At 73.5% G+C, this 26,940-nt stretch carries 26 protein-coding genes; 9 read left to right on the top strand and 17 right to left on the bottom strand.

What is annotated here, in order from left to right:
* Positions 1-105: 105 nt before the first annotated feature.
* The gene (locus BS80_RS36030; protein ID WP_051967643.1) at positions 106-2,181 is read left to right on the top strand and encodes an MFS transporter; all 2,076 of its coding nucleotides are present in this window, start codon (positions 106-108) and stop codon (positions 2,179-2,181) included.
* A 28-nt stretch (positions 2,182-2,209) separates the two neighbouring features.
* Here BS80_RS36030 and BS80_RS36025 read toward each other — a convergent pair whose 3' ends face one another.
* Together BS80_RS36025 and BS80_RS42190 are read right to left on the bottom strand one after the other, a co-directional pair.
* The gene (locus BS80_RS36025; RefSeq protein WP_035805891.1) at positions 2,210-3,766 is read right to left on the bottom strand and encodes a DUF2207 family protein; all 1,557 of its coding nucleotides are present in this window, start codon (positions 3,764-3,766) and stop codon (positions 2,210-2,212) included.
* A complete protein-coding gene (locus BS80_RS42190; protein ID WP_198045702.1) occupies positions 3,763-4,344 on the bottom strand; it encodes a LemA family protein in 582 nt (193 codons plus the stop codon). Before BS80_RS42190 ends, BS80_RS36025 begins: the two co-directional genes overlap by 4 nt.
* Before the next feature lie 236 nt (positions 4,345-4,580).
* On the opposite strand from BS80_RS42190, the gene BS80_RS36015 reads away from it, so the two are divergent.
* The 4 genes from BS80_RS36015 to BS80_RS36000 all read left to right on the top strand — a co-directional run bounded on the left by BS80_RS36015 (position 4,581) and on the right by BS80_RS36000 (position 7,066).
* Positions 4,581-5,138 (top strand): carboxymuconolactone decarboxylase family protein, encoded by a 558-nt coding sequence (locus BS80_RS36015; protein WP_035805890.1) that lies wholly within the window; start codon positions 4,581-4,583, stop codon positions 5,136-5,138.
* A gap of 137 nt (positions 5,139-5,275) precedes the next feature.
* Positions 5,276-6,112 (top strand): RNA polymerase sigma-70 factor, encoded by an 837-nt coding sequence (locus tag BS80_RS36010; protein ID WP_051967740.1) that lies wholly within the window; start codon positions 5,276-5,278, stop codon positions 6,110-6,112.
* A 138-nt stretch (positions 6,113-6,250) separates the two neighbouring features.
* Positions 6,251-6,568: an antibiotic biosynthesis monooxygenase family protein gene (locus BS80_RS36005; protein ID WP_035805885.1), complete on the top strand. Its 318-nt coding sequence runs from the start codon at positions 6,251-6,253 to the stop codon at positions 6,566-6,568.
* Between the two features lie 102 nt (positions 6,569-6,670).
* Positions 6,671-7,066: a nuclear transport factor 2 family protein gene (locus BS80_RS36000; protein WP_035805883.1), complete on the top strand. Its 396-nt coding sequence runs from the start codon at positions 6,671-6,673 to the stop codon at positions 7,064-7,066.
* On the opposite strand, the gene BS80_RS35995 is transcribed toward BS80_RS36000, so the two are convergent.
* The 10 genes from BS80_RS35995 to BS80_RS35950 all read right to left on the bottom strand — a co-directional run bounded on the left by BS80_RS35995 (position 7,008) and on the right by BS80_RS35950 (position 17,670).
* Positions 7,008-7,907, bottom strand: coding sequence for an ECF transporter S component (locus tag BS80_RS35995; RefSeq protein WP_035805881.1), 900 nt, complete (start codon positions 7,905-7,907; stop codon positions 7,008-7,010). The two genes, BS80_RS36000 and BS80_RS35995, sit on opposite strands and share 59 nt — an antisense overlap.
* Positions 7,904-9,514: an ABC transporter ATP-binding protein gene (locus tag BS80_RS35990; RefSeq protein WP_035805878.1), complete on the bottom strand. Its 1,611-nt coding sequence runs from the start codon at positions 9,512-9,514 to the stop codon at positions 7,904-7,906. The genes BS80_RS35995 and BS80_RS35990 overlap by 4 nt, the downstream gene beginning before the upstream one ends.
* Positions 9,511-10,704 (bottom strand): energy-coupling factor transporter transmembrane component T, encoded by a 1,194-nt coding sequence (locus tag BS80_RS35985; protein ID WP_408607474.1) that lies wholly within the window; start codon positions 10,702-10,704, stop codon positions 9,511-9,513. Before BS80_RS35985 ends, BS80_RS35990 begins: the two co-directional genes overlap by 4 nt.
* 4 nt (positions 10,705-10,708) lie before the next feature.
* Entirely contained in the window at positions 10,709-11,359 is a 651-nt protein-coding gene (locus BS80_RS35980; protein WP_035805876.1) for an SCO2322 family protein, read from the bottom strand.
* On the bottom strand, positions 11,356-12,597 hold the full coding sequence (locus BS80_RS43715; protein ID WP_035805874.1) for a prenyltransferase/squalene oxidase repeat-containing protein: 1,242 nt from the start codon (positions 12,595-12,597) through the stop codon (positions 11,356-11,358). The genes BS80_RS35980 and BS80_RS43715 overlap by 4 nt, the downstream gene beginning before the upstream one ends.
* Before the next feature lie 34 nt (positions 12,598-12,631).
* A complete protein-coding gene (locus tag BS80_RS35970) occupies positions 12,632-13,264 on the bottom strand; it encodes a DUF6629 family protein (protein WP_035805871.1) in 633 nt (210 codons plus the stop codon).
* Positions 13,265-13,276: 12 nt separating this feature from the next.
* Positions 13,277-13,669, bottom strand: a complete 393-nt coding sequence (ctaF, locus tag BS80_RS35965) for an aa3-type cytochrome oxidase subunit IV (protein WP_035805869.1) — start codon at positions 13,667-13,669, stop codon at positions 13,277-13,279.
* A complete protein-coding gene (gene ctaD, locus BS80_RS35960) occupies positions 13,666-15,327 on the bottom strand; it encodes an aa3-type cytochrome oxidase subunit I (RefSeq protein WP_035805868.1) in 1,662 nt (553 codons plus the stop codon). The genes ctaF and ctaD overlap by 4 nt, the downstream gene beginning before the upstream one ends.
* Positions 15,324-16,997 (bottom strand): cytochrome bc1 complex cytochrome b subunit, encoded by a 1,674-nt coding sequence (gene qcrB / locus BS80_RS35955; protein WP_408607465.1) that lies wholly within the window; start codon positions 16,995-16,997, stop codon positions 15,324-15,326. The genes ctaD and qcrB overlap by 4 nt, the downstream gene beginning before the upstream one ends.
* A 76-nt stretch (positions 16,998-17,073) precedes the next feature.
* Positions 17,074-17,670 carry a TetR family transcriptional regulator gene (locus tag BS80_RS35950; RefSeq protein ID WP_035805867.1) on the bottom strand — a complete coding sequence of 199 codons (597 nt, stop codon included), beginning with the start codon at positions 17,668-17,670 and terminating at the stop codon, positions 17,074-17,076.
* A 219-nt stretch (positions 17,671-17,889) separates the two neighbouring features.
* Between BS80_RS35950 and BS80_RS35945 the strand changes: the two genes are divergently transcribed.
* Genes BS80_RS35945 through BS80_RS35935 form a run of 3 tightly spaced genes read left to right on the top strand, consistent with a single transcriptional unit; the run spans position 17,890 to position 21,087 of the window.
* Positions 17,890-19,221: a glycosyltransferase family 4 protein gene (locus BS80_RS35945; RefSeq protein ID WP_051967641.1), complete on the top strand. Its 1,332-nt coding sequence runs from the start codon at positions 17,890-17,892 to the stop codon at positions 19,219-19,221.
* 55 nt (positions 19,222-19,276) lie between these two features.
* Complete coding sequence (locus tag BS80_RS35940; RefSeq protein ID WP_035805865.1) at positions 19,277-20,011, top strand: class I SAM-dependent methyltransferase; 735 nt, start codon at positions 19,277-19,279, stop codon at positions 20,009-20,011.
* Positions 20,008-21,087, top strand: a complete 1,080-nt coding sequence (locus BS80_RS35935) for a prenyltransferase/squalene oxidase repeat-containing protein (RefSeq protein ID WP_035805863.1) — start codon at positions 20,008-20,010, stop codon at positions 21,085-21,087. The genes BS80_RS35940 and BS80_RS35935 overlap by 4 nt, the downstream gene beginning before the upstream one ends.
* Before the next feature lie 62 nt (positions 21,088-21,149).
* Here the strand turns inward: BS80_RS35935 and BS80_RS35930 are convergent, their stop codons facing one another.
* The 4 genes from BS80_RS35930 to BS80_RS35915 all read right to left on the bottom strand — a co-directional run bounded on the left by BS80_RS35930 (position 21,150) and on the right by BS80_RS35915 (position 25,225).
* A complete protein-coding gene (locus BS80_RS35930; protein WP_083975744.1) occupies positions 21,150-22,202 on the bottom strand; it encodes a hypothetical protein in 1,053 nt (350 codons plus the stop codon).
* Between the two features lie 166 nt (positions 22,203-22,368).
* Entirely contained in the window at positions 22,369-23,025 is a 657-nt protein-coding gene (locus BS80_RS35925) for an N-acetylmuramoyl-L-alanine amidase (RefSeq protein ID WP_408607464.1), read from the bottom strand.
* A gap of 276 nt (positions 23,026-23,301) precedes the next feature.
* Positions 23,302-24,408: a hypothetical protein gene (locus tag BS80_RS35920; protein WP_035805862.1), complete on the bottom strand. Its 1,107-nt coding sequence runs from the start codon at positions 24,406-24,408 to the stop codon at positions 23,302-23,304.
* Between the two features lie 160 nt (positions 24,409-24,568).
* Positions 24,569-25,225: a class I SAM-dependent methyltransferase gene (locus BS80_RS35915; RefSeq protein ID WP_035805860.1), complete on the bottom strand. Its 657-nt coding sequence runs from the start codon at positions 25,223-25,225 to the stop codon at positions 24,569-24,571.
* A gap of 228 nt (positions 25,226-25,453) precedes the next feature.
* Between BS80_RS35915 and BS80_RS35910 the strand changes: the two genes are divergently transcribed.
* On the top strand, positions 25,454-26,530 hold the full coding sequence (locus BS80_RS35910) for an alcohol dehydrogenase catalytic domain-containing protein (RefSeq protein WP_035805859.1): 1,077 nt from the start codon (positions 25,454-25,456) through the stop codon (positions 26,528-26,530).
* 82 nt (positions 26,531-26,612) lie between these two features.
* Here the strand turns inward: BS80_RS35910 and BS80_RS42185 are convergent, their stop codons facing one another.
* A complete protein-coding gene (locus tag BS80_RS42185) occupies positions 26,613-26,771 on the bottom strand; it encodes a hypothetical protein (protein ID WP_198045701.1) in 159 nt (52 codons plus the stop codon).
* Positions 26,772-26,940: the final 169 nt, after the last annotated feature.

Raw genomic sequence — 26,940 nt, 5'->3', positions numbered from 1 at the left:
GACACGATAGGAAATCGGAGTGATCATCAGATTGTCGATGTGTCGATTCGTCGCGCATCGACTCGTCAGCTGATCGCCGCATCAGCGCCCAGCAAGGAGGACCCGATGGCGGACCCGGCTGCCGAGCCCGAGCGCATCGACGCGCAGCCCGAACCGCCGATCTCCCAGGAGGCGGGCGTCCACAACCTCTGGGTGCCGATCGGGGCGCTGCTGCTGGCGCTGCTGATCGCCGCGCTCGACCAGACCATCGTCTCCACGGCGCTGCCCACCATCGTCAGCGACCTCGGCGGCCTCGAACATCTCTCCTGGGTGGTCACCGCCTATCTGCTGGCCTCCACGGCGGCCACCCCGCTCTGGGGCAAGCTCGGCGACATGTACGGTCGCAAGCGCTTCTTCCAGGCCTCGATCGTGATCTTCCTGATTGGCTCGGTGCTCTGCGGAATCGCCCAGAACATGGGCGAGTTGATCGCCTTCCGGGCCTTGCAGGGCCTGGGCGGCGGCGGCCTGATCGTGCTGAGCCAGGCGATCGTCGGCGACCTGGTGCCGCCGCGCGACCGGGGCAAGTACCAGGGCCTGTTCGGCGCGGTGTTCGGCGCCACCAGCGTGCTCGGCCCGCTGCTCGGCGGGCTGTTCGTGGACAACCTGTCCTGGCGCTGGGTCTTCTACATCAACGTGCCGATCGGCATCGTCGCGCTGGTCGTCATCGCCGCGGTGCTGCACACCAGCGAGACCAAGCGCCAGCACCGGATCGACTACCTGGGCACCGTGCTGATCGCCTCGGTCGCCACCTGCCTGGTCCTGATGACCTCACTGGGCGGCGTCACCTGGCCGTGGGCCTCCTGGCAGGTGATCGGTCTGGGCGTGCTCGGCGTGCTGCTGCTGGTGGCCTTCATCGCCGTCGAGCGCCGGGCCGACGAGCCGGTGCTGCCGCCGCGGCTCTTCGCCTCGCGCACGTTCAGCCTGGTCGCGGTGATCTCCTTCGTGGTCGGCTTCGCGATGTTCGGCGCGCTGACCTTCCTGCCGACCTTCCTCCAGGTGGTGCAGGGCGTCTCACCGACGCTCTCCGGTATCCACATGCTGCCGATGGTGCTCGGCATGCTGCTCACCTCGATCGGCTCCGGCCAGATCGTCGCCCGGACCGGGCACTACCGGATCTTCCCGATCGCCGGGACCGCCGTGGTGACGGTGGGCCTGCTGCTGCTCTCCCGGCTCACCCAGGACAGCAGCACGCTGGTGATGAGCCTCTACTTCCTGGTCTTCGGCCTGGGCCTGGGCCTGGTGCTCCAGGTGCTGGTGCTGATCGTGCAGAACTCCGTCGGCTACCAGGACCTCGGCGTGGCCACCGCCGGCGTCACGTTCTTCCGCTCGATCGGCGCCTCCTTCGGCGTCTCGATCTTCGGCACGATCTTCACCAGCGGCCTCAACCGGCGGCTGAACGACGCGCTGGCGGGCGTCCCGCTCCCGGCCGGATTCTCGCCGAGCGCGATCACCTCCGACCCGCAGGTGGTGAAGAGCCTGCCGGCGCAGGTCCAGCACGACGTCCTGCACGCCTACTCCTCGTCGATCACCCAGGTCTTCCTGTACGCGGTGCCGGTGGCGGCGGTGGCCTTCGTGCTGGCGCTCTTCGTCCGTGAGCAGCCACTGCGCGCCACCGTCACCGCGCCGGACCTCGGCGAGGCGATCGGGATCAACCCGGTGGAGCGCTCCTCGGTGGACGAGATCGCCCGCGCGCTGACCGTCCTGAACAGCCGGGAGGCCAGGCGCGATCTCTACCGGCGGATCACCGCCGAGGCCGGGCTCGACCTCCAGCCGGCCTCCAGCTGGCTGCTGATGCAGATGCACCGCCAGGGCTCGGTGGAACCGGCCGAGCTGGCCGAGCAGAGGATCATCCCCCCGCAGGTGGTCGAGGCGGCGGCCCGGGAGGTCGAGGGCCGGGGGCTGGCGCACCGCAACGGCCTGCCGATGCGGCTCACCGAGACCGGTGAGGCGATGGCCGTGAAGCTGCTCGCCGCCCGCCGCTCCCAGCTCTCCCAACTGCTCGGCGACTGGGACGAGAAGCAGTTCGCCGACCTCGCCGCACTGCTCACCCGCCTCAGCAACAACCTCTGCGGCGACGTCGGGGACCGGCCCGACCCCACGCCGCAGGAGCACGTCCCGCACAGCGAGGGCCGCTCGTTCTGAGCGGCCCCGGTGGCTCCTGCGGCTGGCCTCAGCTGATGGTGCTGTTCGGCTCGCGCTGCTGCGCCTTGTAGTCCGCGCCGAGGGCGAGGACCTGGACGACGCGGACCCGGCGGGTGGACGGCGTCACGGTCAGCCGGACCGTGCTGCCGGTGGCGAAGCCACTGGGCGGCCCGGGCAGCGCCCAGGCGACCGTGCGGTCGGCCGAACCGTCGTCCACGGCCAGGAAGTTCGGCCACTTCTCGTTGTAGCGCGACTCGATCCGCAGCACCTCGCCGGTGATCGTCACGCCCGGCCTGCTGTCCAGGACGGCCAGCGCCAGATAGAACCCGGCCACCGCCGCGAAGACCCCGATCGCGACCCACTCGCCGAGCAGCGGGCCCGACCCGTCCAGTGCCCGGTCTCCGATCCGGTCGCCGAGGGCGCCGTTGGCGAACGCCCCCGCGAAGAACACGAGACCCGCCGTCAGCCGGCTGAAGCGCCCGGCCAACGCGATGCCGAGCCACGCGAGCACCATCCAGCCGAGCGCCAGCACCGCGTGGCCGGTGCCCAGGGTGCCGCCGCCGTCCGTCCAGGACTGCTGCCGGAGCTCGGCGAAGAGCGCGAGCCCGCCCGACACGACGGCCGCGGCCAGGGCCCGTTGCAGCAGACCGCGGTTGGTGGCGCCGTAGCCGGGCCACACCCGCGGGTAGCGGATCCGCACCTCGCGCCAGGTGCCGCCGTACCCGGACCAGACCCGGCGGCGGTTGCCGGTGCCGAAGTCGAGCAGCTGGTTGACCCGTACGGTGACGTCCAGCGCCGCGCCGTACGCCAGGTAGCGCTCCCACACCGTGACGGCGGCGGGCGGCAGTTGGGTGAAGCTCTCGTGCGCTTCGAGCCACTGGCGCACGCCGGCCCAGTGCCCGGCCCGGTCCAGGCCCGCCGGGGTGGCGCGCTCGGTGACCGCCGTGGCCAGCAGGAAGACCAGCACGATGAAGGTCACCGCGCCGGCCAGGAGACCCGCGCGGATGCCGTGCGAGCCCCCGATGGTCAGCAGTGCCAGGCCGAACAGCACGGCCGGGACGACCGCCGCCGCCATCAGCGTCGTGCCCAGGGCGCTGCCGATGCGAGGCCGGGAGAGCCCGCGTTGGCGGGCCTCCGCGACGATCTCCCGCCGCAGCAGCCGGTTCCAGGTCGCCGCCTGCTTCGCCGCGCGGAACGCGACGGCTCCGATCGGTGCGCCGTCGGTGCCGGCCTGGGCGGTCACCCGGGCCAGCACCCGGTGCTCGTAGGGCCGCAGGACGGTCGGGGCGTTGTCCGTGAGGTGCACGGTGGTGTCGGCCGGGTTCTCGCCGGCCTGGCGCAGTTCGAGATGCCCGCGCGCCGCGAGGTCGAGCAGGGTGGACTCGGCCGCGTGGGCCGTGGAGCGCCAGCCGTTGGCGAGCAGGCTCACCACGGCGGGCGGTTCGGGGGAGTCGCCGAGCTCCTGGGTGGCCGGGCCGGCCTGGACCGTCCCGTTGCGGGTGGCGAGCAGGACCAGCCCGAAGGCGAGCAGCCACAGGACGACGGCCGCCGCGCCGCCCGCGCCGAACTCCGCGCTGACGCTCACCGGAATCTCACCTGGACGCTCTCGCGGCTCTCGGCCCCGGCCTCGAAGTACTCCTGGCGCGCGTGCTCGGACAGGCCGGCGACCAGGTTGCCGGGGAAGGACTCCTGCGCGGTGTTGTAGGACTGCACGGCGGCGTTGTAGAACTGCCGGGCGTAGGCGATCTTGTCCTCGGCGCCGGCCAGCTCGCTCTGCAGTCGGAGGAAGGTCTGGCTGGCCTTCAGCTCCGGGTAGGACTCGGCGGTGACGAGCAACCTGGCCAGCGTGGAGGAGAGTGCGTTCTCCGCCTCGGCGCGCTCGGCCGTCCCGAGGTCGGGCGAGGCGGCGGCGCCGCGGGCGGTGGTGACCGCCTCGAAGGTGCCGCGCTCGTGGGCGGCGTACTCGGCGGCCGTCTCGACGAGGTTGGGGATCAGGTCGTGCCGCCGCTTCAGCTGCACGTCGATCTGGGCCCACGAGGCCCGCGTCTGGTTACGCAGCCTGATCAGCCGGTTGTAGGAGCGGACGACCGTCCATACCAGTCCGACGACGACTATGGCTATGACTGCGCCGACCGCGCCCACGACGACACCCATGGTGTCCATCCCCCGTATCCACTCTGTGCAGAGTTCCAGCTCATGTGACCAGCCTCAAAGCGGATCATCGAGATAGTAAACCCTTCGTCAAGTGCCCGGCTCGAGGTTTATCGCCGCACAGGGCCGCACAGGGCCGAGCGGGCCCGGCAGGCCGGCCTGCTCGGCCCGTGTCACGTTTTCGGTGGCTGTCCTGTCAGTCCTGTGGAGGGGCCGCCCGGCCCCCGGCTCCGGAGGAGGACGACGTCATGGCTCGCATCTCGCTCAACCCGCCGCGCACGCTGCTGGTGCGGTTCGGGGAGTGGTACTCGCGCCGCACGTACGGCAAGGTACTGGACCCCGGGCAGGCGTACGGGCACCACAGCGGCGTGCTGATGGGCTACGCGCGCTTCGAGCGCGGGGTGGCCAAGTGGAACAAGCTGGACCCGCTGCTGAAGACACTCGCCGTGATGGCGACGGCGGTGCGGATCAACTGCTCGTGGTGCACGGACTTCGGCTACTGGGAGGGCACCCGGCACGGCCTGGACGCGCTGAAGATCAGCAAGGTGCCGGTCTGGCGCGAGGCGCCCGAGGTGTTCAGCCCGTTGGAGCGGCTGGTCATGGAGTACGCGGAGGCGATGACCGACACCGCGCCGACCGTCACCGACGCGATGGCCGCCGAGTTGATCGCCCGCCTGGGCGAACCGGCCTTCGTGGAGCTCACCACGATGGTCGCGCTGGAGAACATGCGCTCCCGGGTGAACAGCGCATTCGGCCTGACCAGCCAGGGATTCTCCGAGGCCTGTGCGGTACCGTCGGCCGGGTGATCGACCGACAGGACGGGCCGGACCCGCAGGACTTGGCCGGGCAGGACGTCGCCCGGCAGGACGTGGCCCGGCAGGACGTGGCCCGGCAGGGCTTGGACGCTTCGGAACGGGCGGCCGCCTTCTCCGAGCACCGGCGGATGCTCTTCGGCATCGCCTACCGGATGCTGGGCAGCGTCGCCGACGCCGAGGACCTGGTGCAGGACACCTGGATCAGCTGGAGCCAGGCCACCGCCCAGGTCGCCAACCCGGGCGGCTACCTGGCCCGTACCGTCACCAACCTCTCGCTGAACCGGCTGCGTTCGGCCGTCGTCCAGCGGGAGGCGTACGTCGGGCCGTGGCTCCCCGAGCCGCTGGTGACCGCTCCGGACGCGTCGGCCGACGCCGAACTCGCCGAGGCGGTGTCGCTGGCGATGCTGGTGGTGCTGGAAAGCCTGTCGCCGCTGGAGCGTGCGGTCTTCGTGCTCAAGGAGGTCTTCGCCTTCTCGTACAAGGAGATTGCCGAGGTGCTGGAGCGCGGCGAGGCCGCCGTCCGGCAGCTCGGCAGCCGGGCGCGCGCACACGTCCAGGCGCGCGACGCCCGCTACGACGCGCCGGCCGAGACCCGCCGGCAGGTCACCGACGAGTTCCTGGCCGCCTGCGTGGGCGGCGACCTGAACCGGATGCTGGAACTCCTCGCCCCCGACGTCACCGCCTGGACCGACGGCGGCGGCAAGGTCCGGGCCGCGCTGCGCCCGGTCCACGGCGCCGACAACGTCGCCCGGTTCATCCTCGGCATCATGGCGCGCCGGATCCCCGACTTCGGCGTGCGGGCCGTGCTGGTCAACGGGCAGCCCGGCCTGCTCGTCACCAGCGAGGGGCGGACCGACACGGTGGCCTGCTTCGAGGTCGCGGACGACCGGGTGGCGGCGATCCACCTCGTACGCAACCCCGACAAGCTCACGCACGTGCGACCGGCGGACCTCGCGGGCGACTGACCTGTTCCCCGTCCTGGCGGTATGTCAGGCCTGGAAGAGCGTCGGCCCGCTGCCGTCGATCCTGCTCCTGTCGGGGCACTTCTCGCTGTCGCACACACAGTGCTCACCCGCCGCCAGCCCTTGAGGCAGGATGGAGCCATGAGCATCGTCAAGATCAATGTGCTGACCGTCCCCGCCGAGCAGCGGGAGGTGCTGGAGAAGCGGTTCGCGTCGCGGGCCGGGTCTGTGGAGAACTCCGACGGGTTCGAGTGGTTCGAACTCCTCCGCCCGGTGGAGGGGACGGACCAGTACCTCGTGTACACGCGGTGGGCGACGGAGGAGGCGTTCCAGGCCTGGATGTCGGGGCCGATGCAGGCTGCGCACCGGCCGAGTGGGGATGCGCAGGCGCGGCCGGCGGCTTCGGGGTCGACGCTGTGGTCGTTCGAGGTGGTGCAGTCCACGGGCCCGAAGGGCTGAGGTTCGTGGCGTGAACCCGGCCGGTGTGGGTGATCCCTGCCGGCCGGGTTGCGGGGGGACACGGTGGTGCCAGGGTGGTGGGTAGGAAGGTGGTGAGGTGCCATGGCTGAGCATCCACATGCGGCGCTGGTTCGCAAGGGTTACGAGGCGTTCTCGCGCGGTGACATGGACGCCCTCAGAGGGATGATGACGTCGGACTGCACGCATCACGTCCCTGGAAACAGCCCAATCTCCGGCGACCAGAAGGGCATCGACGCCGTCCTCGGTCACTACGGGCGGCTCGCGGCGGAGACGAACGGGACGTTCCGGGTCGAGTTGCGGCACGTGCTGGTGGACGGCCGGGGGCATGTGATGTCGGTGCACGGGTTCACCGCTGAGCGCGGCGGCCGGAAGATCGACGCGAGGGGCGGCATCGTGTTCCGGGTGGTCGGGGACAAGATCACCGATCTTGACGAGTGTGTGGAGGACATGGAGGAGTCGGACGCGTTCTGGGCGTGAGCTCACCGTTGTGGTCCGGCTGCGGGGGGACGAAGGCGACCGGGGCGGCGAAGGCGGCTCGGCGGGTGGCCCGGCGCAGGGCGCGCAGGACGGGGGTGCCGAGGGTGAGGCAGAGGACGGCGGTGAGGACGGCGCGGGGGAGGTCCCAGCCGAGGGAAGTGGTCAGGCAGTAGACCAGGAACCGCGGCAGGTTGGCGCTGAGCGGGTCACCGGGGACGAACGCCACCGAGCTGCTGAGGCCGCCGATGTAGGGCCAGCCCTGGAGGTTCATGATCGTGCCGTAGAGGACAGCGGAGACCGCGCCGTAGCCGGCGAGCAGCAGCAGTTCGCCGCGTCCGCGCAGGGTGGCCGGGCGGGGGAGCAGGCCGGCGCCGAGACAGACCCAGCCCATGCTGAGCATCTGGAACGGCAGCCACGGGCCGACCCCGCCGGTGAGCAGCGCGGAGGCGAACATCGAGACCGAGCCGAGGACGAATCCGAAGCCCGGTCCGAGCGCGCGCCCGGCGAGCACCATCAGGAAGAACATCGGCTCCAGGCCGGCCGTCCCCGCGCCGAGCGGGCGCAGTGCGGCGCCGGTGGCGGAGAGCACACCGAGGAGGGCGACGGCCTTCGGGTCCAGGCCGGACTCGGAGATCTGCGCGACCACCACGGCCAGCAGCAGCGGGAGCAGCAGCGCGAAGAGCCAGGGCGCGTCGGCGGAGTGGCCGACCGCGGCGGAGCCGGTGCCCGCGAGCAGCGGCCAGCCGAAGGCGGCGACGCCGATCAGCGAGGTCAGGACGAGGACGGCGATCGAGCGGTGGCCGAGCGGGACGGGCCGGGCGAGGGGCATCGCGGGAGTCATGAGGACGACTCCAGCGCGGCGGCGACCTGGCGGACGGTCAGCCACGGTTCGGGCTGCAGCACCTTGGCGACCTGCGGCGCGAACGCGGGCGAGCCGAGCACCACGTCCGCCGACGGCCCGTCGGCCACCACCTCGCCGTCCGCCAGGACGACCGTGCGGTGGGCGAGTTCGGCGGCGAGTTCGACGTCGTGGGTGGCCAGCAGGATGGCGTGCGAGTCCGCCGCCAGTGCGCGGAGGATCTCCACCAGCCGTGCTTTGGCGGCGTAGTCGAGGCCGCGGGTGGGCTCGTCGAGCAGCAGCAGGGCCGGGCGGGCGGTCAGCACGACGGCGAGTGCGAGGCTGAGCCGCTGGCCCTCGGAGAGGTCGCGTGGGTGGGTGTGGTCGGCGATGCCGGGGAGCAGGCGCTCGACCAGGGCGCGGCAGGTGCCGGCGGCGGCGCCGGCGTCGTGGTCGGCGGCCGTGCACTCGGCCTCGACCGTCTCGCTGTAGAGCAGGTCGCGCGGGTCCTGCGGGACCAGCGCGACCTGGCGGATCAGCTCCTGCGGGCGGGCCTTGTGCGGGGTGAGCGCGCCGATCCGGACCGTGCCGGAGGCGGGGGCTTGCAGGCCGGCCAGGGCGCCGAGCAGGGTGGACTTGCCGGCGCCGTTGCGTCCCATCAGCGCGGTGACCTCGCCCGGGCGCAGCGCCAGGTCGACGCCGCGCAGGGCCGGGACGGGCCCGCGCCGCACGGTCAGCCGGGCGGTCTCGGCGAGCGGTTCGGCCGCGACGGGTGCCGGGACCTCGGGCCGCAGGCCGGCCAGCCGCGCGCGCAGCGGTGCGGCCCGCCGCCGGGCGTCGCGGACGCTGAGTGGCAGCGGCGACCAGCCGGCCACCCGGCCCAGGCCCACCACGGGCGGGAAGACCGGCGAGTGCGCCAGCACCTCGGCGGGCTCCCCGAGGACCGGCGGCTGCCCGCCGCCGGGCAGCAGCAGCACCTGGTCGGCGTACTGGACGACGCGCTCCAGCCGGTGTTCGGCCATCAGCACGGTGGTGCCCAGATCGTGCACCAGCCGTTGCAGGACGGCGAGCACCTCCTCCGCCGCGCCCGGGTCCAGCGCGGAGGTGGGCTCGTCCAGCACCAGCACCTTGGGGTGGACGGTGAGCACCGAGCCGATCGCCACCCGCTGCTGCTGGCCGCCGGAGAGCGTGCCGAGCGCCCGGTCGCGCAGGTCGGCCAGGCCCAGCAGGTCCAGCGTCTCCTCCACCCGGCGGCGCATCACCTCGGGCGCGATGCCCAGCGACTCCATGCCGTACGCGAGTTCGTCCTCGACCGTGTCGGTGACGAAGTGGGCGCGCGGGTCCTGGCCCACGGTGCCCACCACGTCGGCGAGTTCGCGCGGACGATGGGTGCGGGTGTCGCGTCCGGCGACGGTCACCCGGCCGTGCAGGACGCCGCCGGTGAAGTGCGGGACGAGCCCGCTGACGGTGCCGAGCAGGGTGGACTTGCCGGCGCCGGACGGGCCGACCAGCAGGCAGAGTTCGCCCTCGGGGAGGGTCAGGTCCACGCCGGTCAGGGCGGGTTCGGCGGCGTCGGTGTAGTGGACCGAGACCTGCTCGAAGGTGATCACGACTGATCGGGCTTTCTGTCGGCCCTCGCGGTGGAGGGCAGCGCGCCGGAGGGCGGCGAGGGGGCGGCGAAGGCGGGCAGCAGGCCGAGCAGGACGGCGGCGGCAGCGGCCAGTGGCAGCACGGGCGCGGCCGGCGGGACCACGGAGGTGGCGAAGGCCGCCGGGTCGCGCCCGGAGAGCCAGATCGTCGCACCGGCCACCGCGAGGCCGGAGCCCGCCACCAGCCACTCCGCACGGGCCCAGGGATCGGGCCGGTAACGGGTTCTGACGGTCCGTCGGCTGCCGAGCAGCAGCCCGCCGCCGGCCGCGCCGAGGCCGAGCAGCAGGACGGGCACGGTCCAGTCGCCGCTGCCCGCGGTGAGCAGCCCGTAGACGGCGGCGCAGATGCCGAGCAGTCCGCAGACGGTGAGTGCGGCGGTGGCCCGGGCGATCGACCGCGGGACGGGCGCGGTGCGGCCGAAGCCGCGGGTGTCCATCGCGGCGGCCAGCGCGACCGAGCGCTCCAGCGCGCTCTCCAGTACCGGCAGCCCCACGCTGAGCACCGAGCGGATGCCGTGGTCCGCCCGCCCGCGCAACCGGCGTGCGGCGCGCAGCCGTTGGACGTCCGCCACCAGGTTCGGCGCGAACGAGGTCGCCACCACCGCGGCCACCCCCACCTCGTAGAGCGCGCCGGGCAGCACCCGCAGCAGTCGGGCGGGGGAGGCGAGGGCGTTCGCGGCGCCGACGCAGATCAGCAGGGTGGCCAGCCGCAGCCCGTCGTACAGCGCGAAGAGCACCGCCTCCAGGGTCACCCGGCCGCCGATCCGGACTCCCTGCGCCCAGCCGGGGAGCGGCAGTTGGGGCAGCGTGAAGAGGACGTGCGAGCCGGGGACGGGCGAGCCGAGCAGCACCGCGAAGAGCACCCGGACGGCCAGCACGGCCAGTCCGATCCGCAGGAAGGCACCGTAGGAACGGGACCAGGGGGCGTCCGAGCGCCGGGCGGTGACCACATAGGCGGCCACCGCGACGATGAGCAGGAGCAGCAGGGGATTGGTGCTGCGCGAGGCCGCCGCGGCCAGCCCGAGCGACCACAACCACCAGGCGCCGGGGTGGAGGTGGCGCGGGCCCAGGGCTGAGCGGGTGCCGCGCGTGCGGGTCGCCGGGGTGGCCGGGGTGGCCGGGGGCACCGGGGTGGCTGGGGTCACCGGGATGCCCTCAGCCCTGCGACCGGCGCCGGCCGGCCTGCCACCAGGCGCCCGCGCCGAGCAGCACGACGAGCGCGCCGCCGGCGATCAAGCCGAGGTTCGGGCCGGCGCTCTTCGCCGCGCCGGCCGGGGCGGCGACACTCGCAGCCTCGCCGCAACCGCTGGTCGGGTAGCCCGCGATGGCGCAGATCAGGCCCGCCGAGCTGTAGCGCAGCGGCGGGGCGACGGCTGCCAGCGCGTCGGCGGAGCTGGCGCCGGGGGCCAGCGCCGCGCAGCCGGTGCGCGGCGCCGACGCCGGGACGGCCTCGGCGACCCCGTCGGCCGGGGTGCCGTAGTCCAGCACCAGGGCGACCCGCTTCTTGCCGGGCTGCGGCGGGGTCTTGGCGCAGATGGTGGCGAAGTCGCCGCCGGCGCCGGGGCGTTCGGTGTCCGCGGCGCCGTCGGGGCTGAGCGTGAAGCGCCAGCCGTCCACCGAGCCGTCCGCCGGGACGTAGCCGGTCGCACCCTGTTGCTGATACGTCCAACTGTCGCCGCCCCAGCGCCAGAAGGACCAGTAACGGTAGCTGGTGGCACTCGCCGGGGCGGCCGCCAGCAGGGCGACCAGGCCGAGCAGGACGGCGGCGAGCAGGCCCGCCGCCGTCCGTCGAAGCGCCGTGGTCACTTCCCGGTCCGCTGGCCGCGCTTGCGGTTCATGCTGATGTACATCCCGGCGCCGATGCCGCCGAGCAGGCCGAAGCCGATGACGAGGAGCGGGGAGCCGGCCTTCTTCGCACTGCTCGCGGCGGCCTTCGGCGTGGGGCCGGCCGCGGTGAGCTGGGCGACCAGGTCGGTGCCGCCGAAGGCGTGCAGGTTGTGGCCGGTGGCCTCGGCGGCCAGCAGCAGCGTCGCGGTGGCCGAGGCGTCCGTGCCGGACGGGCCCTTGGCCCAGCTGCCGGCGGTGTCGGCCAGCCAGGCGACGGAGTCGGCCGCCTGCTGCGGGTGGCCGGCCCGGACCAGGCTGATCGCGGCCCAGGCGGTCGCGTTGTAGTCGGGCGTCGGGGTGGCACCGGGCATGGCGAGCATCAGGTGCTTGCCGCCGGTGGCCAGCTGGCCCGCGAGGTAGGCGGAGGCGCCCTCGGCCGATCCGGCGCCGGAGAGCTTGGCGGTGGCGTCGGCGCAGGCCGGCGCGGTGGGGGCGGGCCCGGTGGGGCTGCCGGCGGCCACCGGCAGTGAGCCGCCGGCGGCGGCCAGCGCGGCCTGCGAGGTGGCCAGCGCGTTGGCGGCGAGTGCGCCCTTGGCGTCCGGCTGGTAGCCGAAGGCGCCGCGCTGGTCGGCCGGGGCGTCGCAGCCGAGCTGGAAGGCCTCCAGGCCCTGCAGGCCGTTCCGGCCCGCCTTGGCGACCGTCGACGGGTCGGTCTTCGCGGCCCGCAGCGCGCTGACGACCAGGCCGGTGGAGTTCGCGTCACCGGGGGTGCCGGGGTTGTAGGACCAGCTGCCGTCGGCGTTCTGGTTGCTCTTGATCCACTGCACGCCCTTGTCCACGGCGTCCTGGTGCCCGCCGAGGGTGGTCAGCGCCTGGATCGCGACCGAGGTCGCGTTGCTGTCCTCGGCCGAGGGGATGCAGGACATCGCGGTGTTGGCCCGGAAGGAGGGCCAGCCGCCGTCCGCGCACTGCTGGCCGGTCAGCCAGGAGACCGCCGAGTCGGCAGGGTTGATCTTGGCGGCGGCCAGCGCGGTGAGCGCCAGCGACTGGCGCCAGACACCGTCGTACGTCGGGTCGCTCTTGCCGTACAGCGCGGCGGGGGCCGCGACCGGCGAGGGCGACGGCGAGGCGGAGTCGGCGACAGCGGGCCCGACGGCGAGGCCCGCCAGCAGGCCGGCGGTCAGGAGGGCGGCGCCGGTGCGGGCGGGGGAGAGCATGAGAACGCTGGGCCTTTCGAGCGGGTGGACGGCCTTAAGACTGTACCTGCCGTCTCGCGGCGCCCACCCAGACCAGCAACAGCAGGCTCGCCACGGCGGCCAGCGCACACCAGGTCGACACGAACGCCAGCTGCCACACCAGCGCGCAGATCCCGGCGCCCACACCCACCACCGCGCCGAGCAGCCGCAGCAGCGCGTCGCCGCTCACCAGCAACGTCCCCACCGTGGCCAGCAGGTAGCCGGTCAGCAGCAGCGCCGCGTGCGGCACGCCCACCCCGTATGCCAGGGTGTGCCCGTGCACCCGCGCCGTGACGGGGTGCGCCGCCACCGCCGCCGCGAGCGGGACGCCGACGGCGACCCCCAGCACCGCGAACGCCGCCACCCGCGCGCGGCCGGTGGCGCACCACACCCCCACCGGGACGAGCACCGGCAGCAGCGGCAGCGCGATCACCGCCCACAGGGTCCGTGCCCAGGCGGTCGGGCCGGCTCCGGCTCCGCCGTCCGCCCCCAGCCAGACCACCGCCTCCAGCAGCTGGTGCAGGCCCAGCACCAGCGGAAGCGCCGCGAGCGGCAGGTCCCGGGCCCGCCGGACCCGGGCCAGGCAGGCCAGCCCGAGGCCGGTGACGACGGTGCCCGCCACCAGGTCCGCCTGCGCGCTCCAGCACATCGGCGGGCCGGCTCAGCCGTCGTCGCGTCCGGCGTACTGGAGGACGAAGCCGATGACGGCCCCGGCCACCAGCGCGAAGCCGACCGCGACCAGCCAGAGGGCGAAGACCACCCCCAGCGCCAGCACGGTCAGCCCCAGCGCGACGGCCACGGGCCAGCCGCTGCGCGGCGGGAAGAAGCCCAGCGGCCCGGCGGTGTCGGCGATCCGGCCGGTGCCGGTGTCCTGCGGGCGCGGCCCGCAGCGGCGGTACTGCACGTAGTAGAAGAACCCGACCAGCGAGGACATCAGGAACCCGACGGTCAGCGCGGTGGTCCCGGCCGGCTCCCGGGCGAAGATCCAGTAGACCAGCGCGGTGCCACCCAGGAACAGCGCGAGCCCGCCGAACAGGCGCCCCTCCAGCTTCATCGGACGACCTCCTGGCGCGCGGAGGCCTCGACCTCGGGGTGGTGCAGGTCGAGCGCGGGGGACTCGGAGCGGATCCGCGGCAGGCTGGTGAAGTTGTGCTTGGGCGGCGGGCAGGAGGTCGCCCACTCCAGCGACCGCCCGTACCCCCAGGGGTCGTCCTCGGTCACCCGCGGGGCGTGCCGCGCGGTCCACCAGACGTTGTAGAGGAAGACCAGCGTCGAGGAGCCCAGCACGAACGAGCCGATCGAGGAGACCGTGTTGAGCGTGGTGAAGCCGTCGGAGGGCAGGTAGTCGGCGTAGCGGCGCGGCATGCCGATCGCGCCCAGCCAGTGCTGCACCAGGAAGGTGGTCTGGAAGCCGACGAAGAGCAGCCCGAAGTGGATCCGGCCCAGCCGCTCGTCCAGCATCCGCCCGGTGAACTTGGGCCACCAGAAGTAGAAGCCGCCGAAGGTGGCGAACACCACCGTGCCGAACAGCACGTAGTGCATGTGGGCCACCACGAAGTAGCTGTCGGTCACATGGAAGTCGATCGGCGGCGCGGCGAGCAGCACGCCGGTCAGGCCGCCGAAGAGGAAGGTCACCAGGAAGCCGATCGACCAGAGCATCGGCGTCTCGAAGGAGAGCGAGCCCTGCCACATGGTGCCGATCCAGTTGAAGAACTTCACCCCGGTGGGCACCGCGATCAGGAACGACATCAGCGAGAAGAACGGCAGCAGCACCTGGCCGGTGGCGAACATGTGGTGCGCCCAGACCGTCATCGACAGCGCGGTGATCGCGATGGTCGCGCCGACCAGGCTGGCGTAGCCGAAGACCGGCTTGCGGCTGAAGACCGGCAGGATCTCGCTGATGATGCCGAAGAACGGCAGCGCGACGATGTAGACCTCCGGATGCCCGAAGAACCAGAACAGGTGCTGCCACAGCAGCGCGCCGCCGCTGCCCGCGTCGAAGACGTGCGCGCCGAACTTGCGGTCCGCCTCCAGCGCGAGCAGGGCCGCGGTCAGCACCGGGAAGGCCATCAGCACCATGATCGAGGTGAAGAGCACGTTCCAGGTGAAGATCGGCATCCGGAACAGCGTCATCCCGGGGGCCCGCAGGCAGGTGATGGTGGTGATGAAGTTGACCGCGCCCAGGATCGTGCCCAGACCGGCCACCACCAGGCCCATCGTCCACAGGTCGGCCCCCGAACCGGGCGAGAAGACCTGGCCGTTGAGCGGCGCGTAGGCGAACCAGCCGAACGCGGCGGCGCCCTGGGCGGTCAGGAAGCCGCTCAGCACCATCAGCGCGCCGAGCAGGAACGCCCAGTAGGTGAACGCGTTCAGCCGGGGGAACGCGACGTCCGGCGCGCCGATCTGCAACGGCATCACCGCGTTGGCGAAGCCGACGAAGGTGGGGGTGGCGAAGAGCAGCAGCATGATCGTGCCGTGCATCGTGAACAGCTGGTTGTACTGCTCGTTGCTGACGAACTGCAGCCCGGGACGCATCAGTTCGGCCCGCATCAGCATCGCCAGGACACCGCCGACCAGGAAGAACCCGAAGGAGGTCGCCAGATAGAGGTTGCCGATCATCTTGTGGTCGGTCGAGGTCACCCAGCGCAGCACCGTGCGGCCCTGGCGCACCGCCGCCCGGCCGGTGGTCGGTTCGGTGACGACGGCCGTCATGCGTCCTCCTGCTGGTGGTCGGTGCCCGCGCGGGCCGGGGGTGCGACGGCGGCGGCGATCGCGCGGCGCTGCTGTTCGGTGGCGGGCAGCTCGACCCGGTCCGCGTGGAACCAGCGGCTGAGCGCCGTGCGCACGCGGGCCAGCAGGCGCAGCACCCGCGGTCCGCGTACCGGCGGCGCCGCCAGCGGGTCGGGGACGTCCCGGGCCAGCAGGACGTAGCGCTGCCCGGCGGTCAGCGCCCGGTGCCGCTCGGTGTAGCCGCCCTCCACCGACTGGACGACGTCGCCGCTCTCGTCGCCGCCCAGCAGCCGTTCGCGGTCGTGCGCCTGCAGGGCCAGGCAGAGCCGCTTGGTCAGCAGGAAGCAGAGCGGCGGCAGCAGGACCAGCAGGGCGCGGAAGGTCCAGACGAAGGCGTTCACCGACAGGCCGAAGGCGTAGACGATCACGTCGTCGCCGCCGGCCACCAGCAGCACCCCGTAGAACGCGATGCCGGCCACCCCGAGGCCCGTCCGGGTGGGCTGGTTGCGCGGCCGGTCGCACAGGTGGTGCTCGCCCCGGCCGCGGGTGATCCAGCGCTCGGCGAACGGGTAGAGGTAGAGCGCCGTGAAGATCACCCCGGGCAGCAGCACCGCCGGGACGAACGCTCCCCAGGAGATGCTGTGCCCCAGCGCCCGGGTCTCGGTGGCCGGCATCAGGCGCAGCGAGCCCTCCAGGAAGCCCATGTACCAGTCGGGTTGCGAGCCGGTCGAGGCCTGGTCGGGGCGGTAGGGGCCGAACAGCCAGATCGGGTTGATCTGGGCGAGTGCGCCGAGCGCCGCCAGGACGGCGGCCACCGCCAGGAAGAGCCCGACGGTGCGGGTGAGGAACTGCGGGAAGAACGGCAGCCCGACCACGTTGCGGTTGGTCCGCCCGGGCCCGCCCCAGTGGGTGTGCTTGAGGGTGAAGACCAGCTGGAGGTGCGCGCCGACCAGCGCCACCAGCAGGCCCGGGATCAGCAGGATGTGCAGCGAGTACAGCCTCGGGATGATGTCGGTGCCCGGGTACTGGGAGCCGAACAGGAAGAACGCCAGGTAGCTGCCGACCAGGGGCAGCGAGAGGGTCACGCCCTCGGCGATCCGCAGGCCCTCGCCCGAGATCAGGTCGTCCGGCAGCGAGTAGCCGGAGAAGCCCTCCAGCAGGGCGAGGACGAACAGCGTCACGCCCAGCAGCCAGTTCAGCTCGCGCGGGCGGCGGAAGGCGCCGGTGAAGAAGGCCCGCAGCATGTGCACGCTGAGCGAGGCGGTGAACACCACCGCCGCCCAGTGGTGGATCTGACGGATCAACAGACCGCCGCGGACGTCGAAGGTGATGCCCAGCGCCGACGCGTACGCCTCGGTCATCCGCACGCCGCTGAGCGGTCGGTACGAGCCCTGGTAGATGATCTCGCCCATGCCCGGCCGGAAGAACGCCGTCAGGTAGACGCCGGTCAGCAGCAGGACGGCCAGCGCGTAGAGGGCCAGTTCACCGAGCAGGAACGACCAGTGGTCCGGGAACACCTTGCGGACCACGCCCTTGGCGACGTCCAGCAGCGGCAGCCGCTGGTCCAGCGCGGTCGCGGCGGCCTCCAGCCTCGGCGTGCCCCGCGCCCACGCGAACGCCGTCCGCCGCTGCGGCCCGCTCTGCTTCGTCACACGCGGTGACGCTAGCCGGGTGGGCCATCCGGAGGCGGCGGGCTCGCCGTGCTGTCCCCGGGACGGAGCACAGGGCTCAGAGCGAGAGCAGCCGGGCGGCGGTGCCCAGGTCGGCCCGGACCTCGTCGAGCGAGGAGCGGCCGGACAGCCAGCTGACCAGCGCCGAGTGCCAGGTGTGCTCGATCACCCGGACCGCCGCCCGCTGCCCCTCGTCGGGGCTCTCCGGACGGCCGATCGCGTGCAGGATGATCGCCGAGGTGAGCTTGCTGACCTCGTCCACCTCCACGCTCACCGAGCGGTCCGCGAAGGAGAGCGCCCGCACCATCGCCTCGGCCAGCTGCGGCTCGCGTTGCAGCGCGTGGAACGCCCGGGTGAGCGCGTCGGCCACCCGGGCCGCCGGGTCCTCCCCGGTCGGCGGGTGCCGGCGAACCTGGTCGAGCAGCCGGCCGAGCTGATCCTGCATCACCGCGACCAGCAGGTGGACCTTGGACGGGAAGTACCGGTACAGGGTCCCCAACGCGACCGAGGCGTCCTCGGCCACCTCGCGCATCTGCACGGCCTCGTAGCCGCCGCGGCAGGCCAGCGCGGTGGCGGCGGCCAGCATCCGGCGTCGCCGTTCGGCCTGGCGAGGCGTCAGTGCGAGGCGGGCGGGCGGATGGGCGGTGGCACTCAACGGGACCCCTGACGGCGCACGGCGGCGGCATGGCGGCAGCACGGCCGCAGCGTGTCGCGAATCACCAGCCCTGCTTCCGACGGCGAAGCTACGGGCCGGTATCTTCGAGGTCTCTCATTGTTCACATGTCCAATGACGAATTCCACACCACCATGAAACTTGATCTACTTTTCCGCTGAGGCCGGCCGGCCGGGGGGAAGTGGGCAGAAGGGGCCGACCATGACGGGGCAGCCACCCTCCACTGCCGCCCGGCGGCCGCTGCGGATCGCGCTGCTCTCCTACCGTGGCGACCCGTTCTGCGGCGGGCAGGGCGTCTACGTCCGCCACCTCTCGCGCGAGCTCGCCCGGCTCGGTCACCACGTGGACGTCATCGGCGCGCAGCCGTTCCCGGTGCTGGACGAGGTGGCGGGCCCGGGCTCGGTCCGCCTGGTCGAGCTGCCCAGCCTGGACCTGTACCGCGCGGACGACCCGTTCCGCACCCCGCGGCTGGACGAGTTCCGCGGCCCGGTGGACCTGCTGGAGGTCGCCGGCATGTGGACCGGCGGGTTCCCCGAGCCGCTGACCTTCTCGCTGCGCGCCCGCCACTACCTGGCGCGGCACAAGGGCCGCTACGACGTCGTGCACGACAACCAGACCCTCGGCTACGGTCTGCTGGGCCTGGAACGGCACGGGTTCCCGCTGGTCACCACGATCCACCACCCGGTCACGGTGGACCGCCGACTGGAGCTGGAGGCGGCCCCCACCCGGCTGAGGCGGCTCTCGCTGCGCCGCTGGTACGCCTTCACCCGGATGCAGCGCCGGGTGACCGGGCGCCTGGAGCACATCATCACCGTCTCCGGCAGCTCGAAGGCCGAGATCACCGCGCAGCTGGGCGCCGCGCCCGGCGCCGTCTCGGTGGTGCCGATCGGCGCGGACACCCGGCTCTGGTCGCCGTCCGAGGCGGTCGCCGTGGTGCCCGGACGGATCGTGGCGACCTCCAGCGCGGACGTGCCGCTCAAGGGCCTGGTCCACCTGGTCGAGGCGCTGGCCAAGGTGCGTACCGAGCGGGACGCGCACCTGGTCGTGGTCTGCAAGAAGCAGGGCACCGGACCGGTCGCGGACGCGGTGCGGCGCTTCGGCCTGGAGCCGTACATCGACTTCCGCACCGGGCTGACCGACCAGGAGCTGGTGGACCTCTACCGCTCCGCGGAGGTGGCCTGCGTGCCCTCGCTCTACGAGGGCTTCTCGCTGCCGGCCGCCGAGGCGATGGCCACCGGCACGCCGCTGGTCGCCACCACCGGCGGGGCGATCCCGGAGGTGGCGGGCCCCGACGGCGAGACCTGCCTGGCCGTGCCGCCGGGCGACGCCGGCGCGCTGGCGCAGGCGCTCGGGCGGCTGCTGGACGACCCGGAGCTGCGTGCGCGCCTCGGTGCGGCCGGGCGCGAGCGGGTGCTCGCCCGGTTCACCTGGGAGCGGGCCGCCGAACTGACCGCCGACCGCTACCGCGCGGCCCTCGCCACCGGCGTCGGGCAGCGGGCCCGGGCCGGCGCCGGCTGGCGCTACGTCGCCTGATCTGCCCGACCCGCACACCAGACCTGACCCTCCGTCACCCTCCAGGAGACCCGCAGTGCTGACCGTCGACTTCTCCCGCTTTCCGATCGCTCCTGGCGACCGGGTGCTCGACCTGGGCTGCGGCGGGGGCCGGCATGCGTTCGAGTGCTACCGCCGCGGCGCCAACGTGGTGGCGCTGGACCAGAACGGCGAGGAGATCGCCGAGGTCAAGAAGTGGTTCGACGCGATGGCCGCCGCCGGCGAGGCCCCGGCCGGCTCCTCCGCCGTCGCGATGGAGGGCAACGCGCTGGCCCTGCCGTTCGAGGACGAGAGCTTCGACAAGATCATCATCTCCGAGGTGATGGAGCACATCCCCGACGACAAGGGCGTGCTCGCCGAGATGGCCCGGGTCCTCAAGCCCGGCGGGCTGCTCGCGGTGACCGTGCCGCGCTGGCTGCCGGAGAAGATCTGCTGGGCGCTCTCCGACGAGTACCACGCCAACGAGGGCGGGCACATCCGGATCTACCGCGGCGACGAGCTCCTGGAGAAGCTGGGCTCGGCCGGCCTCACCCCGTACGGCACCCACCACGCGCACGCGCTGCACTCGCCGTATTGGTGGATCAAGTGTGCCGTGGGCGTCGACAACGACAAGGCGCTGCCGGTGAAGGCCTACCACCAGCTGCTGGTCTGGGACATCGTCGGCACCCCGGTGATCAGCAAGCTCACCCGCGCCGCCGAGGCCGCGCTCAACCCGGTGATCGGCAAGAGCTTCGTCGCGTACGCCAGCAAGCCGAACCGGCCCGGCGCATGATCCCGGGGGAGGGGCTGGCCGTCTCCGAGGCGCTGCTCCTGCCGGGGGTACTGGACGCCGCCCAGGCCGCCGCCACGGTGCGCAGCATCCTGGCCGAGCAGCGGGCCGACGGCGCGATCCCGTGGTTCACCGGTGGCCACCTGGACCCGTGGGACCACACCGAGGCCGCGATGGCGCTGGACGCGGCCGGTGAGCACGCCGCCGCCGAGCGCGCCTACCGCTGGCTGGCGCAGCGGCAGAATCAGGACGGCTCCTGGTATGCCGGCTACTTCGGCGACGGCGCCGAGGGCGTCTCCAACGCCGCCGTGGAGAGCAACTTCTGCGCCTACGTCGCGGTCGGCGTCTGGCACCACCACCTGAGCACAGGGGACGACGGGTTCCTGGACCTGATGTGGCCCATCGTCCGGCGCGCGCTCGACTTCACCGTCGGGCTCCAGCTGCCCGGCGGCCAGGTGGCGTGGCGGCTGGACGAGGACGGCGGCGCCGTCCAGGAGGCGCTGCTCACCGGCTCGTCCAGCATCCTGCACGCCCTGCGCTGCGGCCTGGCGATCGCCGAATACCGCGAGGAGCCGCAGCCGGACTGGGAGCTGGCGGCCGGCCGGCTCCAGCACGCGGTGGCCCGCCACCCCGAGCGGTTCCTCGACAAGGCCCGCTACTCCATGGACTGGTACTACCCCGTGCTCGGCAGCGCGCTGCGCGGTCCGCAGGCGCAGCGGCAGATCGCCGAGGGCTGGGACCGCTTCGTCGTCCCCGGCCTCGGCGTGCGCTGCGTCAGCGACCGGCCCTGGGTGACCGGCGGGGAGAGTGCCGAACTCGCGCTCGCCCTCTGGGCGGTGGGCCAGTCGGACCGCGCCCTGGAGATCCTGCGCTCGATCGGTCACCTGCGGCACGAGGACGGCTCGTACTGGACGGGATACGTCTTCGAGGACGACGCGATCTGGCCCGACGAGCGCACCACCTGGACGTCCGGCGCCCTGCTGCTCGCGGTGGCGGCGCTCGGCGGCGACCCGGCGACGGTGGCCGTCTTCGGCGCCGACCAGCTGCCGGCCGGGCTGGCCATCGAGGGCTGCTGCTGACTGCGCGGACACAGCAGGAGGGCCCGGCGGGAAACTCCCGCCGGGCCCTCCGCGTGTGGGGATCAGCCGCGCTGGATGCCCGAGACGTCGTTCAGCACGCCCTGGGTACCGTCCTGCAGCTGGGCGACCAGCGCGCTGCCGCGCTGCTCGACGGCCAGGTACCAGGTGCCGGGCACCAGGTCGCCGACGACCGGGCCCGGGGCACCGTCCTTCGGGGTGAGCCGGCGGGGCTCCGGGACGGCGAACCAGAACGGCGCGAAGTCGGCGGCCGGGGCGGCCGCGGCGGCCGCGGCCGGAGCGGGTGCCGGGGCGGCCTCCTGGGCCTGCGGGGCGTGCTGCCCGAAGGCGGGCGCCTGCTGGGCGGCCTGCTGGCCGAAACCTGCCTCGGGCTGGCCGACCGCCGGGGCCTGCTGAGCCTGCTGGGCCTGCTGGCCGAACGGGGACGGCTGGGCGGCCTGCTGGCCGAAGCCGGCGTCCTGCGGCTGACCGGCACCCGGCGCCGGGAATCCGTAGCCGCCCTGCTGGGGCTGGGGCTGGGGCTGGCCGCCGAAGCTCTGGCCGCCCGGGTAGCCGTAGCCGCCCTGCTGGGGCTGCGGCTGGCCGCCGCCGAAGGTCTGGCCCGGGCCGGGGTAGCCGCCGCCGACCGCGCCGGGGTACGCCTGCTGGGCGGGGACCGCCGGCTTGTCGCTGACCAGCGGGCCCGCCAGCGCGGGCACCAGCGGGCCGGCCAGGGCGGCACCGGTGAGCACGATCAGCGAGAGGATCCCGAGGTAGGCGCCGATCGAGTGGTTGGAGCCCGCGCCGAGCGACCAGAGCGAGGTCCAGAGCGCGACCACGGCGAACGAGCTGCCCCACTGGTCCAGCCGCAGGCCCAGGATCTGACGGGTCTTCGCCGCCTCGCCCTGGAACTTCTGAAGCAGGATCAGCGCCGCCGCGGCGATGCCGAGCAGGTAGATCGAGGGCAGCACCGGCAGGAGGTTGGTGGCCCACGCGCTCGACGAGCAGGCGGAGGCCGAGCAGTCCACGGACCAGTAGGGCAGGAAGGACGAAATCAAAAGCAGGACGGCCGCACCTGCGATGGCGGCGTCTCCCCTGGTGAGAGCGCGCAGATTCACTAACATTCCCCTCGCTGGTGTGTCGTGGACGGCATGACGGGGTGTGATTGTACTGAGCGCACGCACATCCGGTCGGACCAAGAGCCTAGGGCCATCGTGTCAAGCGGTGCACGGCGGGCTCCCGGAACCGGACAAGGACCGTCCCCGCCGAGCGGGTTGGCCGCGGTCATCCGGAAGCCGTGGTCAGGTAGGCCGTGAAGGCGTCGGCGATGCCCTGAGCGGCCTTCTGGCGCCACTGAGGGTCCGTCATCCGTCCGGCGTCGCCGGCGTTGCGCATGTTGCCGCATTCGATGAAGACCTTCGGCACCGTGGAGAGGTTGAGACCGCCCAGATCACTGCGGGTGTCCAGCCCCTGCTGCGCGACGTAGTCGGCGTACGGCTCGGCGGTGGCGGCCTGGAACTTCTCGCGCAGCAGCAGGCCGAGGCGGTGCGAGGGCGCGACGATCGGGCCGGTGTCGGCGGCCCCGCCCTTCACTTCGGCGGGCATGATCACGTGGAAGCCGCTGCCGGTGGCCGGGCCGCCGTCGCCGTGGATCGAGATGGCGGCGTCCGCGTGGGCGGCGTTGCCGATCGCGGCGCGCTCGGTGACGCACGGGCCCCAGGGCCGGTCGCCGTCCTGGGTCAGCACCACCTTGGCGCCCAGGGTCTGCAGGAGGTCCCGCAGCCGGTTGGAGACGTCCAGGGTGTAGGCCGCCTCGGAGTAGCCGGCGTCGGTCTCGGTGCCGGTGGTGTCGCACTCCTTGTGGCCGTTGCCGACGTCCACCTGGGCGTTGATCTCGGTGGTGTGGTCGACGTTGCCGGGGTTGTGGCCCGGGTCGATCACGATGGTCCGGCCGGCCAGTGGCTCGGCGGACGGGGTCGCCGCGGGCGTCGGGGCCGCGCTCGGTGGCGGCGTCGGCGCCGCCGACCCGGACGGCGGGGGCCGGCCGGGGAGGCGACGGGTGCCAGTGCGGCGGCTGCCGGGGGTTCGCCGGCCGGTGCGCCGGCGGCCGTACCGCAGCCGGTCAGGCCGGTCAGCAGGAGCGGGGCCGCGAGCAGCAGCCGCAGGCGGCGGGAGCGCGGGGTCGGGGGGTGCGGGTGCGGATGGTTCAAGGGAGTGTCAGATCCTGTCCCAAGTCCGTGCGGCCAGGCCGTACGTGCTCGCCAGCGCGTTCCACTTGGCGACGAAGTCCTGCTTGGACTGCGTGGCCTGCGGATTGAGGTCGTCGGCATGCTGCTTGTCGGGGGTACTGGGGGCGGTCCTGGAGGTGCCGCAGCCCTGGGCGCCGACCGTGCGTGCCCAGGCGGCGTAGGAGCGGTCGATGTCCTCGGACTGCTGCCAGGCGGTCTTCAGGCTCTGTGCGGCGTCGTTTCCGCCCGGCAGGTCGCTGAAGCTGAGTTTGCCGAGCTGGCCGAGCAGCTGGTCGCGCTGGGCGGCGCCGGAGTCCAGGATCTGTGCCGCGCTGTCGATGTCGGCCTTCGCGGGGCAGCTGGCGACCATCGCCACCGCGTTGCCGATCGGCGCCTTGGCGGCCTCGCCCTGGGTCAGCAGGCTGTCCAGCGCCTGGGCCTGGCCCAGCGCGTTCGGCCCGGCACTGTCACCGACGCCCGGTCCGGTGCCCGCGCCGGTGCTCGCGCCACTGCTAACGCTGCTGCCCGGGCTCGGCGCGGCGCTCGACGGGGTCGAGGGGGCCGAGCCGGACGGCGTGCCGCCCGGGTGCTGCGAGGCGGTGGCGGGCGGCGCGGGGTTCGCCTGGGCCTTGCTGGAGCCGCCGCTGTTCTGCAGCGCCAGCGCGACGCCGCCGCCGACGGCGAGCAGCAGCACGACGCCGACGCCGACCAGCAGCGGGTTGCGCTTGGCCGCAGTCGGCTCGGCGGCCGGGACCGGCTCGTACCGGTAGGGCTGCGCCGGTGGCTGCTGCGGGGAGAGTGGCGGGTACGGCGGGGGCAGCGGTGGCGGCGTAGGCGTCGGCGTCGGTGCCTGGACCGGCGGGGTGGGCTGGACGGTCGGGGCGTCCAGGAAGGACTGGAGATAGGGGCGCGCCGTCAGCGGCGGACCCTGGTCACCCACCGAGCCGGCCCCCGGCTGCGGCGCCACCGGGCCGACGACGGGCGCCGCGGGCGTCGCGGGGCGCGCCTGGGAGGGCGACCGGCGGACCCAGCCGCCGGCGCCGTCCCGCGCGGTCGGGTCCCAGATCGCCGGTGTCGGCTCGTTCTGGTCCGTCATGGTGTGGCCCCCGCCTCCGTGCGCCTCGCCCGATCCCGGAGCCCCGTGTTCCGCAGAGCCTGCGGGTCACGGAGCCGTTTGGCTCTTAGCCCGACACCGTACCGGCCGATGGTGTGGCGGCGGCGGCGCCTCCCGGAGGAGGCCGGGAATCACCGTCCGGTCAGCCGCGGGCCGTTCGGCGCAGCACGCGCAGCGAGCCCGTGACCGAGATCTCCTCGAATCCCTCGGCCAGCGCCCGCAGGTAGACCCGGTAGGGAGCCTGGCCGCCGTCCGCCGGGTCGGGGAAGACGTCGTGCACCACCAGCAGACCGTCCTCGGCCAGGTGCCGCACCCAGCCCTCGTAGTCGCCGGTGGCGTGTTCGTCGGTGTGCCCGCCGTCGATGAAGACCAGGCCGAGCCGGCCGCCCCAGAGGGCCGCGATCTGCGGGGACCGGCCGACCAGCGCGACCACGTGGTCCTCCAGGCCGGCCGCGTGCAGGGTGCGGCGGAACCGGGGCAGGGTGTCCATCAGGCCGACCTCCGGGTCGACCAGGCTCGGGTCGTGGTACTCCCAGCCCGGCTGCTGCTCCTCCGAGCCGCGGTGGTGGTCGACGGTCAGCGCGACCGTCCCGGCCTCGCGGGCGGCGGCGGCCAGCAGGATCGCGGAGCGACCGCAGTAGGTGCCGATCTCCAGCACCGGCAGCCCGGTGCCGCGGGCCGCCTCGACCGCGGCGGCGTAGAGCGCCAGGCCCTCGTCGACGGGCATGAAGCCGGTCGCCGCCTCGAACGCCGCGAGCACCTCGGGTGCGGGGAGGGACTGCGCCCGGGGGTCGGTCATCTGGTGGCTCCCTGTGTCCTGCCGTGTCCGGCGTGGCGGGGCGCCGCGCCTCGTCCGGGACCCTACTCGATGGGCCGACGCCGACGGTTACCGGCCGGTAGAGGGTTTGTCCCGGCCTTTCCCGGCCTTCCCGGCTCCCGGCCGGTGCGGTATAGCTGCGGTGTACGGGACAATTCCGCACGGTAGAACGGGTTCTACCTTTCTCTGGCGACAACCGGGAGGGCCAGCATGCGCGCAGCGGTTCTGCACACCATCGGCGACCAGGAGCTGGAGGTGCGCGACGACGTCGAGGCGGTCGGTTTCGGGCCCGGCCGGGTCCGGGTCCGCCTGCGGGCGGCCAGCCTCTGCCACTCGGACCTCTCGGCGATGAGCGGTGTCCTGCCGCAGCCCGCGCCGTTCGTCCCCGGGCACGAGGGCGCCGGTGACGTGGTGGAGGTCGGCGAGGGGGTCCGCGGCCTCGCGGCCGGCGACCGCGTGGTGCTCTGCTGGATGGCCCCGTGCGGCCACTGCCCGCACTGCCGGCGCGGCCAGGGCCACCTCTGCGTGGACAGCCTCGGCCGGCTGCGCGTGCCGGGCTTCCGGATCGGCGCGGACACCGACGCCTTCGGCTTCTACAGCACCGGCACCTTCGCCGAGGAGGTCGTGGTCGCCGCCGAGAGCGTCCTCAAGGTGCCGGCCGACATGCCGTACGAGCTGGCCGCGCTGGTCGGCTGCGGGGTGACCACCGGGCTCGGCGCCGCCGTCAACACCGCGCGGGTCGAGCCGGGCGCCGCGGTCGCGGTGATCGGCGCGGGCGGCGTGGGCATCGCCGCCGTCCAGGGCGCCCGGGTCTGCGGGGCGGCCCGGATCACCGTGATCGACCCGGTGGCCTCCCGCCGCGAGCGCGCACTCGCCTTCGGCGCCACCGACGCGATCGCCCCGGAGGAGCTGAAGGGCGCGGCCAGGAGCCTGCCCTCGGGCGGCTACGACTACGTCTTCGAGGCGGTCGGCCACGGCGACACGGTGCGCGCGGCCTACGACGCGGCGCGGCGCGGCGGCGCGGTGGTGGTGATCGGCGCGGGCGCCCGGGACGACATGGCGCAGTTCAGCATGGCCGAGCTGTTCTTCAACGAGAAGCGGCTGCTGCCCTCGATGTACGGCGGCGGCGAGGTGGCCCGCACGGTCGCGCTGGCGGTCGAGCTCTGGCGGACCGGCCGACTGGAGCTGGCGGGCATGGTCACCCACCGGGTGAAGCTGGACGAGGTGAACCTCGCGCTGGCCCAGATGCGCAGCGGCGAGGCGCTGCGGACCGTGATCACGCTCTAGCCGTACGGACTCGTACGGACTCGTACGGATGTGACGGAGGCCCGCCGCGCCGAGCGCAGCGGGCCCCGAGGGTGCGGACGGATCAGGAGGCGTCGGCGGCACCCAGCCGGTGACGCCCGTGCGGGTCGGCCTCGGGGGTGTCGTCGGGAGCGGTCACACCGCGGTGCCGGCCGTGCAACTGGTCCTCGGCGGTGGCCTCGTCGGCGCCGTGCTCGGTGGTGTCGGTGAGGGTTTCGGACATCTGAATCGTCTTCTCCGTGCGAGGGTACGGGTCTGTGGCGCCGCAGGACGCCGTCGGCCGTGAGCCGGCCGACCGTGGGGAGTGTTCCCCCGGAGCGCCGCAGTACCCCACGCCACGCCGGGACTCGCACGCCCCATCCGTGCGTCACCCTAGCCGCCGATTCGAACGG

Origin of the sequence: Kitasatospora mediocidica KCTC 9733 (assembly GCF_000744225.1) — a bacterium.
In the GTDB taxonomy this organism is placed as follows: Bacteria; Actinomycetota; Actinomycetes; order Streptomycetales; family Streptomycetaceae; genus Kitasatospora; species Kitasatospora mediocidica.
Note: the sequence above shows the minus strand (reverse complement) of the source record. Positions and strands in the feature narration are given on the sequence as shown.

Excerpts from the sequence above, each read along its gene's own strand:
- BS80_RS36005 (WP_035805885.1), top strand. The coding sequence starts at position 6,251 with ATGAGCATCGTCAAGATCAATGTGCTGACCGTCCCCGCCGAGCAGCGG.
- ctaD (WP_035805868.1), bottom strand. The coding sequence starts at position 15,327 with ATGACGGCCGTCGTCACCGAACCGACCACCGGCCGGGCGGCGGTGCGC.
- BS80_RS35910 (WP_035805859.1), top strand. The coding sequence starts at position 25,454 with ATGCGCGCAGCGGTTCTGCACACCATCGGCGACCAGGAGCTGGAGGTG.
- BS80_RS35920 (WP_035805862.1), bottom strand. The coding sequence starts at position 24,408 with ATGACGGACCAGAACGAGCCGACACCGGCGATCTGGGACCCGACCGCG.
- BS80_RS35945 (WP_051967641.1), top strand. The coding sequence starts at position 17,890 with ATGACGGGGCAGCCACCCTCCACTGCCGCCCGGCGGCCGCTGCGGATC.
- BS80_RS35935 (WP_035805863.1), top strand. The coding sequence starts at position 20,008 with ATGATCCCGGGGGAGGGGCTGGCCGTCTCCGAGGCGCTGCTCCTGCCG.
- BS80_RS43715 (WP_035805874.1), bottom strand. The coding sequence starts at position 12,597 with ATGCTCTCCCCCGCCCGCACCGGCGCCGCCCTCCTGACCGCCGGCCTG.
- BS80_RS36015 (WP_035805890.1), top strand. The coding sequence starts at position 4,581 with ATGGCTCGCATCTCGCTCAACCCGCCGCGCACGCTGCTGGTGCGGTTC.
- BS80_RS35995 (WP_035805881.1), bottom strand. The coding sequence starts at position 7,907 with ATGACTCCCGCGATGCCCCTCGCCCGGCCCGTCCCGCTCGGCCACCGC.
- BS80_RS36000 (WP_035805883.1), top strand. The coding sequence starts at position 6,671 with ATGGCTGAGCATCCACATGCGGCGCTGGTTCGCAAGGGTTACGAGGCG.
- ctaF (WP_035805869.1), bottom strand. The coding sequence starts at position 13,669 with ATGAAGCTGGAGGGGCGCCTGTTCGGCGGGCTCGCGCTGTTCCTGGGT.
- BS80_RS35970 (WP_035805871.1), bottom strand. The coding sequence starts at position 13,264 with ATGTGCTGGAGCGCGCAGGCGGACCTGGTGGCGGGCACCGTCGTCACC.
- BS80_RS42190 (WP_198045702.1), bottom strand. The coding sequence starts at position 4,344 with ATGGACACCATGGGTGTCGTCGTGGGCGCGGTCGGCGCAGTCATAGCC.
- BS80_RS36010 (WP_051967740.1), top strand. The coding sequence starts at position 5,276 with ATGCTCTTCGGCATCGCCTACCGGATGCTGGGCAGCGTCGCCGACGCC.
- BS80_RS36030 (WP_051967643.1), top strand. The coding sequence starts at position 106 with ATGGCGGACCCGGCTGCCGAGCCCGAGCGCATCGACGCGCAGCCCGAA.
- BS80_RS42185 (WP_198045701.1), bottom strand. The coding sequence starts at position 26,771 with ATGTCCGAAACCCTCACCGACACCACCGAGCACGGCGCCGACGAGGCC.
- BS80_RS35915 (WP_035805860.1), bottom strand. The coding sequence starts at position 25,225 with ATGACCGACCCCCGGGCGCAGTCCCTCCCCGCACCCGAGGTGCTCGCG.